At 49.4% G+C, this 12,732-nt stretch carries 13 protein-coding genes; 12 read left to right on the top strand and 1 reads right to left on the bottom strand.

The window, feature by feature from the left end:
- The first annotated feature begins 144 nt into the window (after positions 1-144).
- The 8 genes from dnaJ (at position 145) to thiI (ending at position 9,296) form a co-directional block, all read left to right on the top strand.
- Positions 145-1,314: a molecular chaperone DnaJ gene (dnaJ, locus tag SHK35_RS06205; protein ID WP_318702719.1), complete on the top strand. Its 1,170-nt coding sequence runs from the start codon at positions 145-147 to the stop codon at positions 1,312-1,314.
- A gap of 55 nt (positions 1,315-1,369) precedes the next feature.
- The gene (locus tag SHK35_RS06200) at positions 1,370-2,854 is read left to right on the top strand and encodes an O-antigen ligase family protein (RefSeq protein WP_318709103.1); all 1,485 of its coding nucleotides are present in this window, start codon (positions 1,370-1,372) and stop codon (positions 2,852-2,854) included.
- Between the two features lie 61 nt (positions 2,855-2,915).
- Entirely contained in the window at positions 2,916-4,382 is a 1,467-nt protein-coding gene (locus SHK35_RS06195; protein WP_318709102.1) for a hypothetical protein, read from the top strand.
- The gene (locus tag SHK35_RS06190; protein WP_318709101.1) at positions 4,379-5,068 is read left to right on the top strand and encodes a hypothetical protein; all 690 of its coding nucleotides are present in this window, start codon (positions 4,379-4,381) and stop codon (positions 5,066-5,068) included. The genes SHK35_RS06195 and SHK35_RS06190 overlap by 4 nt, the downstream gene beginning before the upstream one ends.
- Positions 5,055-6,041 carry a 50S ribosomal protein L11 methyltransferase gene (gene prmA / locus SHK35_RS06185; RefSeq protein WP_318702723.1) on the top strand — a complete coding sequence of 329 codons (987 nt, stop codon included), beginning with the start codon at positions 5,055-5,057 and terminating at the stop codon, positions 6,039-6,041. The genes SHK35_RS06190 and prmA overlap by 14 nt, the downstream gene beginning before the upstream one ends.
- 42 nt (positions 6,042-6,083) lie before the next feature.
- Positions 6,084-6,827 (top strand): 16S rRNA (uracil(1498)-N(3))-methyltransferase, encoded by a 744-nt coding sequence (locus tag SHK35_RS06180; RefSeq protein WP_318709099.1) that lies wholly within the window; start codon positions 6,084-6,086, stop codon positions 6,825-6,827.
- Positions 6,828-6,903: 76 nt separating this feature from the next.
- Positions 6,904-8,073, top strand: a complete 1,170-nt coding sequence (locus SHK35_RS06175; RefSeq protein ID WP_318702725.1) for a cysteine desulfurase family protein — start codon at positions 6,904-6,906, stop codon at positions 8,071-8,073.
- A gap of 44 nt (positions 8,074-8,117) precedes the next feature.
- Positions 8,118-9,296, top strand: a complete 1,179-nt coding sequence (thiI, locus tag SHK35_RS06170; protein ID WP_318709098.1) for a tRNA uracil 4-sulfurtransferase ThiI — start codon at positions 8,118-8,120, stop codon at positions 9,294-9,296.
- A 344-nt stretch (positions 9,297-9,640) separates the two neighbouring features.
- Here thiI and SHK35_RS06165 read toward each other — a convergent pair whose 3' ends face one another.
- Positions 9,641-9,871 carry an HPr family phosphocarrier protein gene (locus SHK35_RS06165; protein WP_318702727.1) on the bottom strand — a complete coding sequence of 77 codons (231 nt, stop codon included), beginning with the start codon at positions 9,869-9,871 and terminating at the stop codon, positions 9,641-9,643.
- 102 nt (positions 9,872-9,973) lie between these two features.
- On the opposite strand from SHK35_RS06165, the gene mtaB reads away from it, so the two are divergent.
- From mtaB to SHK35_RS06145, 4 genes are all read left to right on the top strand, one after another.
- Positions 9,974-11,362 carry a tRNA (N(6)-L-threonylcarbamoyladenosine(37)-C(2))-methylthiotransferase MtaB gene (gene mtaB / locus SHK35_RS06160; protein WP_318709096.1) on the top strand — a complete coding sequence of 463 codons (1,389 nt, stop codon included), beginning with the start codon at positions 9,974-9,976 and terminating at the stop codon, positions 11,360-11,362.
- Between the two features lie 113 nt (positions 11,363-11,475).
- Positions 11,476-11,739, top strand: a complete 264-nt coding sequence (locus tag SHK35_RS06155; protein WP_318702729.1) for an IreB family regulatory phosphoprotein — start codon at positions 11,476-11,478, stop codon at positions 11,737-11,739.
- Positions 11,740-11,750: 11 nt separating this feature from the next.
- Entirely contained in the window at positions 11,751-12,206 is a 456-nt protein-coding gene (gene ruvX, locus SHK35_RS06150) for a Holliday junction resolvase RuvX (RefSeq protein WP_318702730.1), read from the top strand.
- Positions 12,207-12,208: 2 nt separating this feature from the next.
- A complete protein-coding gene (locus SHK35_RS06145; RefSeq protein ID WP_330628646.1) occupies positions 12,209-12,478 on the top strand; it encodes a DUF1292 domain-containing protein in 270 nt (89 codons plus the stop codon).
- Positions 12,479-12,732 lie beyond the last annotated feature (254 nt).

Raw genomic sequence — 12,732 nt, 5'->3', positions numbered from 1 at the left:
AAAAGGCGCTTGATTCTAGACTTGATTATCGTAATAAAGTGTGTTAAATTATATAAGTGTGTTTTGAAACTGGCGGGCACAGGGCATAGCGGTCACAGGACCGCAGATGTCCTGTGCAAGCCGCATTTTATATGAGGTGTGATTATGGCAGAACAGAAGCGGGATTATTATGAGGTTCTGGGCGTAGATAAAAACGCGGACGAAGCGGCGATAAAAAAAGCATATCGTGTTCTTGCAAAGAAATATCATCCTGACATGAATCCTGGAGATAAAGAGGCTGAAAAAAAGTTTAAGGAGGCCTCTGAGGCATATGCGGTTTTGAGTGATCCTGAGAAAAGACGCCAGTACGACCAGTTTGGCCATGCCGCGTTTGACGGCGGCGCCGGCGGAGCCGGAGGCTTTGATTTCAGCGGTACTGACTTTAGTGATATATTCAGCGATATTTTTGGCGATTTCTTTGGCGGAGGGCGTTCCAGCAGAACGCGCAGCAACGGCCCTATGAAGGGAGCGAACCTGCGTACCAGCGTCCGCATCACCTTTGAGGAGGCGGTGTTTGGATGCAAAAAGGAAATAGACCTGACGGTGAAGGAAACCTGTAAGACCTGTAACGGCAGCGGTGCAAAGCCGGGAACCAGTCCCGAAACCTGTTCCAAGTGCGGCGGCAAGGGCCAGGTGGTATTTACCCAGCAGTCTTTCTTTGGAACAGTCCGCAATGTGCAGACCTGTCCGGACTGTCAGGGTACAGGAAAGGTTATTAAGGAAAAATGTCCCGACTGCCGGGGTACCGGATACATTCCCATGCGCAAGCGCTACTCGGTGGATATTCCCGCAGGTATTGACAACGGACAGTCCACCCGTATGCCCGGCTTGGGCGAGCCCGGCATCAACGGCGGCCCCAGAGGGGATGTGCTGGTGGAGGTGATTGTGGGAAGGCATCCTATCTTCCAGCGTCAGGACTTCAATATTTACTCAACAGTGCCGGTATCCTTTGCAGTGGCTGCACTGGGCGGCGAGATTCTTATCGACACAGTGGACGGCAAGGTCATCTACGACGTGAAGCCGGGCACTCAGACAGATACCAAAGTGCGCTTGAGAGGAAAAGGCGTTCCCTCCTGGAGAAATAAGGATGTGAGGGGCGATCATTATGTGACCCTGGTGGTACAGGTGCCTGACAAGCTGAGCCATGAGGCCAAGGAGCTGTTGAGGCAGTTTGACGCCGTCACAGGAGATTCCCTGAACGCTGCAAAAAACGCATCCGGCCAGGAGCAGGGCAGCGAGAACAAGGATGGAAAGAGAAGAAAATTCTGGAAATAAGGCTTGCATAGAAGGGACTGCCCCGGCAGTCCCTTCTTTTGGCGTCGAGGGAGACATGGAGAGAAACAGACAAGAATTTCTGGAAATGCTGTGCAATTTATATGTGACAGCCATACTGGCAGTGCTGCCCTTGTATACAAGAGGAACCTATTACCGGCTGGGGGATGATAAGTACCTGTTGTTTCGAAATATTTCACTGGTTTGTGCGGCGGTATGGCTTTTATCGGGGATTGCAGCGGGTATTTGGAAGGCTGTGCGCAGAAAAGGACAATTTCCGGATGGCTGCAGCATCAGCTCCATGGATATTTTTATGGGGGCTTACGCAGCGGCAGTTTTTCTGTCGTTTTTGTGCAGCCGATACAGGCAGACAGCCTGGAGCGGATACCAGGACTGGTACATGGGAGCCCTGACTCAGCTTTTATTTGTATGGATGTATTTCTTCATTTCCAGAAATTACCGGGCAGCAGCGTATCCGATGTATCTCGGGGTGGGAGCGCTTTTTGCGGTGACGCTCCTTGGACTTTTGAACCGCCTGGACATAGACCCCTTGGGGCTTTTGGCTCCCTTTGGGCCGGGAGACTGGGAATACACCCATATGCTGTCCACAATCGGCAATATTAACTGGCTGTGCGGCTATTATGCTGTTGCCCTCGCTTTTTCTGTAACAGGCTTCTTGTATGGAAAGGGGAAGGGAAAACTGCTGCTGTGCTACGGTGTCAGTGTACTGTCACTGTTGCTTTTGTGCATTCAGGGCAGCGCCGGGGGCATTGCTGTTGCTTTCGCCTGTGTGGGGATTACCTTTCTTCTCGGCTGGAAGAAGGAGGAAATTTTTGAAAAAGGTATTTTGCTGGGGGCAGGAACGGCTTTCCTCATGCCTGTGATGGCTGCTTTGATCTGGCTGTGCCAAAGCAAGGCGTCCCTGCCCGGAGACAGCCGGGTTTATGAGCTGGTCACATGGAGGGGATGGCTTTTTGCAGGGGCAGTGTTTCTGCTGTTTTACGGCATACAAAAGAGAATGCCCCCTAAAACACAGAGGCTGTTCAGAAGGGGCTGCTCGTTACTGATATGGGCCGGTGCGTTGCTCGCATGCTTTTGCTATTTAGCATCCATGGACTGGGGGGATGATTGGGGCACTGGCAGAGGAGGTCTGTGGCGGCTGGCCTGGGAGGGTTTTTTGCGGGCTGACTTGGGACAAAAGCTTGTGGGAGCGGGGCCGGACTGCTTTGCGGAGTACATTTATGACGTGTTCCCGGTTCGCGATATTATTTCTCCCATTGGACACTGGTCGAATTCTATTTTTGCCAATGCCCATAATGAGTGGCTTAATCACTTGGTGAATTTGGGATTGGCTGGAGTTTTGGCGTACCTTGGCATTTTCGTTATGGGCCTTCGGCGTTACAAAGGGATGGCGCTGGGGATATTTGCTCTGACTTTGTATGGAGTGTACTCCTTGATAAGCTTCCAGCAGGTAACCAGCACTCCCCTGTTTTTTGCTGTATTAGGTATATGTGAAAGCGCACGCCGCAAGGGAAAGCATTGACACGAAAAATAGGGTGGTTTACAATTCTCATAGAATCAGGAAGAAAGAGAGAAAAGGACAGATGAACGTATTACAGGGGATGAGGGAAAAACGCAGATGGATTTTGGAGTTGGTTTTATGGGGGACGGTGCTTGCAGTTTTGTTTATTTTGATTTCCCTTTGCTTTGACCATGGGATTGATTTGGACGAGGCGTATAGCTACCGGACTGTTCATGGCAATGATTTGAAGGGCATTATGGACAACATTTTGGAGGCCCACGACACAGACATTCCCCTATGGTATTGGGGACTGCGGGTATGGACATGGATATTTGGGGAAAGCTGGTTTGCCTATAAATTGTTTTCTGTAGCAGGAAGCTTTGCCACTTTGCTTCTGGGCGCCACGGCCGTAAAAAAGGCATGGGGCTATCGGACAGCGCTTTTGTTTATTGTGCCGGCTGGATTGGCTCCGGCGCTCCTTCATATCGGCGTTAATGTGAGAATGTACTCTTGGACAGTTTTCATTGTGACGGCCTGCGGTATCACAATATATTATCTGGCAAAGGAGCCGAAGCGCAGGCTTCTTTGGGGAATTTTGTTTCTGCTTACGGTTTCGGGACTTTTTTGTCATTATTTCACTGCTTTTTGCTTTCTGTTCCTCTATCTTTATTTATTTCTTGCGCTTTGGAACAGAGACAGGAGAAGCGTCTGGAAGGTATTCGTGTGCGGGATTGCAGCCGTAGCTCCTTTTTGTTGGTGGCTGGTGGTTTCAGATTTTTTTCATTTGAAAGAGCAGGGGGAAACCCAGGTTGATTTTGGCACCATTGATTTTCAGGAGCTGTTTTCCTTTATTTTTAAAAGCAATATTGAGCATTCCACACTTTTGGGAATGGGTATTTTGGCAATGGCCTTTGCAGGGCTTTTCCTTTTGTGGGATCGTTTTGAAAAAGCGGACAGGAGCTTTGCGCTGCTTTGCCTTTCTTTGCTGTTTGTCTCATACCTGATTGCTGCGGTACTGGCTTCTGTATCCAGTCACTTTTTTATATCCCGGCATATCATGCACGGCCTTGCGCTCATGTGGCTTGGAATTGCCATTGTGCTTTCCCGGATTAACCCGCCGGTTTACATATGTGCGCTGCTTTTTGTGGGTATTATGTCAATGTCCTCTTATCGGATATGCTATGCAAACGAGTACACTACAACACCCTATATAGAGGAGACTAAGGCGTTTATCGAAGAGCAGATGGAGCCAGGGGATATTGTGATCTATAACTCGGAACCGGCCTTCGACCTTTTGTACGGCTGCTATATGCCGGAACAGACCTTTATTTATTATCCTGAATTGACAGATATTCAGGTATTGGCTGGCAAAAGAGTGTGGTTCTTTTTATGTAAGCCGGATTTTTTCTCGGAGGAGGTGCAGGAGGTATACGGCATCACCTATGAAAATAGGGGGCATTATGGTTTCCAGATCATAAATGACTGCACAGATTTTGATTTACTGCGGCTGAACATCAAAGGAGCAGAGGAGGGGCACCAGGCGTTATGAGGATGAATATTTTGCAAAAGGGAATTCTGCTTGTAATGGCCGGATGTATGCTGGCAGTCTGGCCTTTTTGTCTTGTACGGAGGGATGCTGAACAGCGTTCCGGAGACCTGAACCATGCGGTTACAGAGGAATTGGGGAAGGGGAGCGTTATAGAACAGTCCTTCAGAGCGGAAGAAAGTGTTTTGGACGGACTGGATTTTGTGCTGACCTTTGACGAAAATAAGCCACGCAGTGGAAGGCTTTTGTTTCAGCTTTCGAACGAAGACGGAAAGATATTGCTGGAACAGGAAATTCCCTATTCTCAGATACCAAATTACAGCTATTTTACGGTTCCTGTGAATAAGTGGCTTCACAAAAATGCAGTTTATCGGTATAGCCTGAAAAATGTAGATATTGAGGACAACCTGCCCAAAGGAGTATATACGGTGACAGAGGAGATGCACGCGGCGCCAAACTGCGGTCTGTCCTTGAACAGTGCCGGGCTGGAGGGAGAGGCGCTGACCAGATTTCATTGGAAGGAGCCTTTGAATTACAAAAATGTATTATCCTTCTGGGCCTTTTTTGGCGTTGTGGGCTTTACACTGTTTGAAGCCGCAGGAAGCATAAAAGGAACAGAGAAAAGGGACAGACAAAAAAAGAGCAGCAAAAGCAAAAAAAAGGAGGCCGGATTACATGAAGTGGGTTAAGTTTCGTTTAAAAACGGTTACGGAGGCCGAAGATATCATTATCAGCGCACTTTACGACATAGGACTGGAGGGAGCGCAGATTGAGGATAAGGTGCCCCTGACCGCCTTGGAAAAGGAGCAGATGTTTGTAGACATTCTCCCGGACGGGCCGGAGGATGACGGGGTTGCCTACCTGAATTTTTTCGTGGAAAAAAAGGATGATGGTTCCCTGGAGCTTTTGGGAGAGAAAACGGATGAAGGGACGGTTCTCGCCCGTGTAGAAGAGGAGCTTGCGGAGCTTGCACAGTTTATGGATATCGGAGAAGGAAGTATTACCGTGGAGGAAACCCAGGACATAGACTGGATCAATAACTGGAAGCAGTATTTTCATCAGTTTTATATAGACGATATCCTGGTGATTCCCTCTTGGGAGGAGATGAAGGCCCAGGATAAGGAAAAGCTGGTGCTTCATATTGATCCGGGAACAGCTTTCGGCACCGGGATGCACGAAACCACGCAGCTGTGCATCAGGCAGCTGCGCAAGTATGTTACGCCCCAGACAGAGCTTCTGGACGTGGGAACCGGCAGCGGCATTCTGGCGATTCTTGCCTTGATGTTTGGGGCAAAGCATGCGGTAGGCACGGATTTGGATATCTGTGCAAAGGAGGCTGTGGCCCAGAATTGTGCGGCAAACGGAATTGATCCCGGGCAGTTTGAGCTGATGATAGGCAATCTGATCACGGACAAGGCCATACGAGATGCGGCGGGCTATGAGAGGTACGACATTGTTGTGGCAAATATTCTGGCGGATGTGCTGGTGCCGCTGACCCCTGTTATTGTAAAGCATCTGAAAAAGGGCGGTATTTATATTACCTCGGGTATTATCGACAATAAGGAGCAGACGGTGACGGATGCGGTGAAGGCGGCAGGCCTTGAAGTGCTTGAGGTGAATTATCAGGGAGAATGGGTGAGTGTCACGGCCCAAAAAAGATAATGGGTAACGCTCTTTCGCAAGGGATAGACAAGGAGAGACAGAATGTACCAGTTTTTTGTAGAGCCTGGCCAGATTGATGTGGAAAACCGCCGTGTTGTGATTGAGGGCGGGGATGTAAACCATATAAAGAATGTGCTGCGCATGAAGGTGGGAGAGGAGATTGCTGTAAACAATGGGCAGGATGGAAGGGAGTACCGCTGCGGCATTGTGTCCCTTCATGAGGACAGGATTATCTGCCAGCTGCGTTTTATCAAGGAGGACAGCGTGGAGCTCCCGGTGAAGGTCTATTTGTTCCAGGGGCTTCCCAAGGGGGACAAGATGGAGCTTGTCATTCAGAAGGCTGTGGAACTGGGGGGGCATGCAGTCATACCGGTGGCGGCAAAACGCTGCGTGGTCAGGCTGGATGAAAAAAAGGCAAGGGCAAAGGTTCTGCGCTGGCAAGGCATTGCCCAGGCGGCGGCAAAGCAGAGCAGGCGGGGAATCATCCCGGCAGTATCAGAAGTGATGTCCTTTGAAGGGGCGGTGAAGCTTGCATCCTCCATGGACGTAAAGCTGATTCCTTATGAGCTTGCACAGGACATGGACAAAACCAGACAGCTGATAGAAAGCCTGAAGCCCGGCCAGAGCGCGGCAGTCTTTATCGGGCCGGAGGGAGGCTTTGAAGAGCAGGAGGTGGAGCTTGCGAAAGAGGCGGGCATTGTGCCTGTGACTTTGGGGAAGCGGATTCTGCGCACGGAGACGGCCGGGCTTGCGGTGATGGCCTGGATTATGTACCAATGCCAGTGAGGGATGCTGGCAGAGAGGCATGTCTTTGCATATAGTAAAGAATAGGATACCAAAAAAAGATAAGAGGAGATTGTAGATGGAAGTGTATTTGGACAATTCCGCTACGACCCGGGTTTTTCCCGAGGCAGCGGAGTTGATGAAACAAATTATGTGTGAAGATTACGGAAATCCCTCCAGCCTGCATATGAAAGGAATCCGGGCAGAGCAGTATGTCCGTTACGCAAAGGAAACCCTGGCCCGTATTCTGAAGGTAGATGAAAAGGAAATTATTTTCACCTCCGGGGGAACGGAGTCTGACAATCTGGCGCTGATAGGATGCGCCTTAGCAAATAACAGAAGAGGAAGGCATCTGATTACAACCCAGATAGAACACCCGGCCATTCTGCAGACAATGCGTTATCTGGAGGAACAGGGATTCCGGGTGACCTATCTGCCGGTGGACGAAAGCGGCAGAATCCGTCTGGAGGATCTGCATCGGGCCATGTGTCCCGAAACCATACTGGTGTCTATCATGCACACCAACAATGAGATCGGTTCCCTGCAGCCAATTGAAGAGGCGGGGGCCATGATCAAGCGGATGAACCCGGAGACGCTGTTTCATGTGGACGCGGTACAAGGCTTTGGAAAGGCTTCTATTTATCCCAAAAAGATGAAGATTGACCTGATGTCTGTCAGTGGACATAAGATTCACGGACCCAAGGGAGTTGGAGTGCTGTATGCGGCGGACAAGGTGAGGATACAGCCCATTCTTCACGGAGGAGGGCAGCAGATGAATCTGCGGTCAGGGACGGAGAATGTTCCTGGAGCGGCGGGACTTGCAAAGGCTGCGGAAATGCTTTACAGTCGTCTGGACGAGGATGTAAGAAAGCTTTATCGGTGCAAGGAGCATTTTATCCAGGGAGTGAGAAAGCTGGATGGTGTGCATGTGAACGGTCTTTTACCGGGAGAACCTCTGGGAGCCGGGACGGCGCCGCATATTGTCAGTGTTTCCTTTGAGGGGGTAAGAAGCGAGGTGCTGCTTCATGCACTGGAGGAAAAGGAAATTTATGTTTCTGCCGGAAGCGCCTGCTCGGCCAGAAAACCTCAGCCGTCGGCTACGTTAAAGGCTGTGGGGGTAAAAAAGCCTCTGCTGGAGTCCACTGTGCGCTTCAGCTTTTCCGTATTCACCACTTTAGAAGAAATAGACTATACATTACAGACATTGTATGATAAAATTCCCATGTTGCGCAAATATACCCGCAGATAGGAATAAGCCTGCGGGCTTGGGAGAGTAAGAGAAAAGAGGTTGGCATGTTTACTGCTTTTTTGATTAAATACGCTGAGATCGGCATAAAGGGAAAAAACCGTTTTTTGTTTGAGGACGCCCTGATTGGGCAGATAAAATATGCGTTAAAAAAATGTGAGGGTGAGTTTTTGATTCACAAGACACAGGGGCGCATTTATGTGGAGGCCCAGACGGAATTTGATTTTGAAGAGACGGTTGGGTACCTGCGGCGGGTTTTCGGCATTTCGGGCATTTGTCCGGTGGTTTATGTGGAGGACCAGGGATTTGACAGGCTTTGTGAAACCATTATCCGGTATATTGGGGAGGTGTATCCCGAGCGCAGCAAAACCTTTAAGGTGCAGGCGAGACGGGCCAGAAAGAATTATCCTCTGGATTCCATGGAAATCAATGCCCGTATGGGAGAGGCCATTTTAGAGGCGTATCCGGAGATGAAGGTAGACGTACACAACCCTGATATTGTGTTGAACATTGAAGTGCGGGAAAAAATATATATTTATTCTGAAACCATTCCGGGACCGGGGGGAATGCCTGTGGGAACAGGAGGAAAGGCAATGCTGCTTTTGTCCGGCGGCATTGACTCCCCGGCAGCCGGTTATATGATCGCAAAGCGCGGCGTGAAGCTGGATGCGGTTTATTTTCACGCGCCGCCATATACCAGTGAGAGAGCCAAGCAGAAGGTGGTGGATCTGGCAAGACTTTTGGCCAGGTTTACGGGCCCTGTTTATCTTCATGTAATCAATTTTACGGATATCCAGCTCTATATTTATGAAAAGTGCCCCCATGAAGAGCTGACCATAATCATGCGCCGCTATATGATGCGGATTGCGGAGCATATCGCCCAGGAGACGGGCTGCCTGGGGCTGATCACAGGCGAGAGTATCGGGCAGGTGGCTTCCCAGACCATGAGCTCTCTGATTGCCACAAACGAGGTGTGCCAGCTTCCGGTGTACAGGCCCCTGATCGGCTTTGATAAACAGGAGATTGTGGAGCTGTCCGAGAAAATCGGCACCTATGAAACCTCCATCCTGCCCTTTGAGGACTGCTGTACCATCTTTGTGGCCAAGCATCCGGTGACAAAGCCGAACCTGAATGTGATCAGGCGGCATGAGCACAATCTGGACGAGCGGATAGAGGAGCTGGTGGATACGGCGTTAAAGACAAAGGAACTGATTATAGCGGAATAAGAATGATGTCAGGGTCAAAAGGTTTCCTTGTCACAAATTCTCAGAATTGTTTGCGGCTTCGGAGTCAAGTTGTGCCAGGAATCGACAAATTTGCTAAATGCGTTCCAAAAAATCCGAACTCGCTGCGCTCAAACAAGCGGATTTTTTTCTCACAACGCAACTTTGCCGATTCCAGGAGCAACTAAGACTCCTGCAGATGACAAACAATTCTGAGAATTTGTGACTGAACCCCCTTTTGACCTCAACATCATAAGAATAAGAGGGTCGAAAAAAAGAATGTCTCAAAGCGATTGCGCTCTTTGAGACATTCCATTTTGCCGTAAGTATTCTGTGTTACAGATCAATTAAACCATGTAAGGCTTCAGGCACTCAAGCACTTCATCGACGCCGCCCTCTGCATGGATATTCAAGTCGATGGGCTTGGATAAATCCAGGCTGAAGATGCCCATGATGGATTTTGCGTCAATTACGTATCTTCCGGACACTAAATCGAAATCATAGTCAAACTTGGTAATATCATTTACGAAAGACTTTACTTTGTCGATGGAATTTAAAGAAATCTGAACTGTTTTCATTTTGGTTACCTCCTTAATGTGTGACATACCTTCTGACTACATATTAACGGCTGGACAGATAAAAGTCAAGGAGAAAACAGTACAAAAAAAGTGAGGAATACTATGAAAAATGTAGCATTGCATAACCTTGGCTGCAAAGTGAATTCCTATGAAATGGAAGTAATGCGGCAAATGTTACAAGAAAAGGGTTACAATATTGTACCATTTGATCAGGCTGCGGACATTTATATCATAAATACCTGTACAGTAACCAATATTGCCGACCGGAAGAGCAGACAGATGCTGCACCGGGCCAAGCAGAAGAACCCTCATGCCATTGTGGTGGCTGTGGGCTGTTATGTGCAGACCGGAGGAGAAAAGATTGAAATGGACGACAGCATAGACCTGGCTGTTGGCAATAACCGCAAAAAGGATATCGTAGACATTCTGGAGGCATATCTTGCAGAGAAGGAAAGGGACAAGACGCTGCATGACACTACTGTCATAGATATCAATCACACCCATGAGTACGAAGAAATGACCCTGCGCCGGACGGCGGAGCATACCCGGGCCTATATTAAGATTCAGGACGGCTGTAATCAATTCTGCTCCTATTGTGTCATCCCTTTTGCCAGAGGAAGAGTCAGAAGCCGGAGGGAAGAGGATATTTTAGAGGAGGTGCGCGGTCTTTCGGCCTGCGGATACAAGGAGGTTGTGCTCACCGGCATCCACATCAGCTCCTACGGCATTGATTTTCAGGAAAAAACGGCTCAGAAAAAAGCGGCGGACTACAACGGAAGCAGCAGGCTGATTGACCTGGTGGAGCAGGTTCACCAGGTGGAGGGAATTGAACGGGTGCGTCTGGGTTCCCTGGAGCCGCGGATTGTGACGCAGGAAGCGGCCCGCAGGCTGGCTGCGCTGCCGAAGCTGTGCCCACATTTTCATCTGTCCCTGCAAAGCGGCTGTGACGCCACCCTGAAGCGAATGAACAGACATTATACCACCCGGGAATACGCAGAAAGCGTGGAGGCGCTGCGGAGGGCTTTTGACCATCCGGCCATCACCACGGACGTGATTGTGGGCTTCCCCGGGGAGACGGAGGAGGAATTTCTGACGACCAGGGCTTTTTTGGAGCGGATTGGATTTTATGAGATGCACATATTTAAGTATTCCAAAAGGGCCGGCACCCGGGCGGCGGATATGCCGGATCAGGTGCCGCCTCAGATTATGACTGCACGAAGCAATGGGCTGCTTGCTTTGGAGAAACAGCAGTCAAGGGCCTTCCGCAGCCGTCTGCTTGGCAGGCAGACCCAGGTTTTGTTTGAGGAGACAAGAAAAATAGAGGGAAGCCTGTACCGCATTGGTCATACCGGGGATTATGTAAAGATAGCGGTGCCCCTTGGGACCGAGGATGCGGCTCCCCTGCCAAATACCTTGTGCACAGTCCAGCCCAAGGGGTTTCTTACGGATGAGATTCTAAGGAGTGAAATTCTAAGGAGTGAAACTCTATAGAATGAAATTCTAAGGAGTGAAACTCTATGGTAAAAGAAACCGTTGAATTTTGCCGGTAAATGAGGTAAGATAAAATTCAGTAGAGAATCGGCACAAGAGGAATGAGGAGATCTATGCAGGACTTGGGAAATACGCAATACTTCAAGGTGGAGACAGAGCCTGAGACCGGAGTGAAGGTGGTGCTGGCTACCGTCTATGAGGCATTGACAGAGAAAGGCTACAATCCGGTAAACCAGATTGTGGGATATATTATGAGCGGCGACCCCACTTATATTACCAGCCATAAGAATGCCAGAAGCCTGATTATGAAGGTGGAGCGGGACGAGCTGGTGGAGGAGATTTTAACGCAGTATATTCGTAACAATAATTGGAAATAGGAGGCTCCCCCATGCGTATAATGGGATTGGATTTCGGCTCGAAAACAGTAGGCGTGGCTGTCAGCGACAGCCTGCTTTTGACTGCCCAGGGACTGGAAATTATCCGCCGTAAGGAGGAAAATAAGCTGCGCCAGACGCTGGCACGGATTGAAGCGCTGATTGTGGAGTATGAGGTGGAGGAAATTGTGCTGGGGCTTCCCAGAAATATGAATGCCACCGAAGGGCCCAGAGTGCAGCTGACCAAAGAGTTTCAGGAAAAATTAGAAAGAAGAACAGGGCTGCCTGTGGTACTGTGGGACGAGCGTCTTACCACAGTTGCAGCGGATAAGGCAATGATGGAAGCGGGTATTCGAAGAGAAAACCGCAGGGAGCATGTGGACAAAATTGCAGCGGCGTTGATTCTCCAGGGCTATCTGGACAATAGAAATCTGGAAAAGGGCGCTGCTTGTGAGAGTGGGCAGGAATAAAAATGGCGAAACTGGAAAAAATTACTTTTAATCCGGATGGGGAGGACCCCGTTGATTTTTTTGTTTTGGAGCAGACCAGAATTGGAGGGATTAACTATATTCTGGTGACGGATTTTGAAGAGGGAGACGGAGAGGCTTTGATCCTGAAGGACTTGTCAAAGGATGGCGAGGAGGAAAGCCTTTATGCGATTGTCTCCGATGATGAGGAGCTGAAAGCGGTATCCGGCGTTTTTGAGAATATGCTGGATGACGTGGAATTTGTGCAGGACTGATTTTGGAAATTGTTTATTGTGCGTAAAAGCGGAGCGTCCGGGAGAGGACGGTCTGCTGTTTATAGAATCATGCGACAGCTCCGGAATCTGACTGGCGGAGTGGAATGAGAGGAATGTTTTGACAGAGGCGTCGGCTGCCGTGAGACAGGGAGCGATTGAGACGAAGCAACAGCGCCGCTGTTATTAGAGTATGCCTTTTCGCTTCCAGCGTCCGTCACAGAACCGGAGCGCCGTATAGAATATGGAGGAAATTT

Origin of the sequence: Candidatus Acetatifactor stercoripullorum (assembly GCF_944382095.1) — a bacterium.
GTDB classification, from domain to species: domain Bacteria; phylum Bacillota; class Clostridia; order Lachnospirales; family Lachnospiraceae; genus Acetatifactor; species Acetatifactor stercoripullorum.
Note: the sequence above shows the minus strand (reverse complement) of the source record. Positions and strands in the feature narration are given on the sequence as shown.

Excerpts from the sequence above, each read along its gene's own strand:
- dnaJ (WP_318702719.1), top strand. The coding sequence starts at position 145 with ATGGCAGAACAGAAGCGGGATTATTATGAGGTTCTGGGCGTAGATAAA.
- SHK35_RS06200 (WP_318709103.1), top strand. The coding sequence starts at position 1,370 with ATGGAGAGAAACAGACAAGAATTTCTGGAAATGCTGTGCAATTTATAT.
- SHK35_RS06195 (WP_318709102.1), top strand. The coding sequence starts at position 2,916 with ATGAACGTATTACAGGGGATGAGGGAAAAACGCAGATGGATTTTGGAG.
- SHK35_RS06190 (WP_318709101.1), top strand. The coding sequence starts at position 4,379 with ATGAGGATGAATATTTTGCAAAAGGGAATTCTGCTTGTAATGGCCGGA.
- prmA (WP_318702723.1), top strand. The coding sequence starts at position 5,055 with ATGAAGTGGGTTAAGTTTCGTTTAAAAACGGTTACGGAGGCCGAAGAT.
- SHK35_RS06180 (WP_318709099.1), top strand. The coding sequence starts at position 6,084 with ATGTACCAGTTTTTTGTAGAGCCTGGCCAGATTGATGTGGAAAACCGC.
- SHK35_RS06175 (WP_318702725.1), top strand. The coding sequence starts at position 6,904 with ATGGAAGTGTATTTGGACAATTCCGCTACGACCCGGGTTTTTCCCGAG.
- thiI (WP_318709098.1), top strand. The coding sequence starts at position 8,118 with ATGTTTACTGCTTTTTTGATTAAATACGCTGAGATCGGCATAAAGGGA.
- SHK35_RS06165 (WP_318702727.1), bottom strand. The coding sequence starts at position 9,871 with ATGAAAACAGTTCAGATTTCTTTAAATTCCATCGACAAAGTAAAGTCT.
- mtaB (WP_318709096.1), top strand. The coding sequence starts at position 9,974 with ATGAAAAATGTAGCATTGCATAACCTTGGCTGCAAAGTGAATTCCTAT.
- SHK35_RS06155 (WP_318702729.1), top strand. The coding sequence starts at position 11,476 with ATGCAGGACTTGGGAAATACGCAATACTTCAAGGTGGAGACAGAGCCT.
- ruvX (WP_318702730.1), top strand. The coding sequence starts at position 11,751 with ATGCGTATAATGGGATTGGATTTCGGCTCGAAAACAGTAGGCGTGGCT.
- SHK35_RS06145 (WP_330628646.1), top strand. The coding sequence starts at position 12,209 with ATGGCGAAACTGGAAAAAATTACTTTTAATCCGGATGGGGAGGACCCC.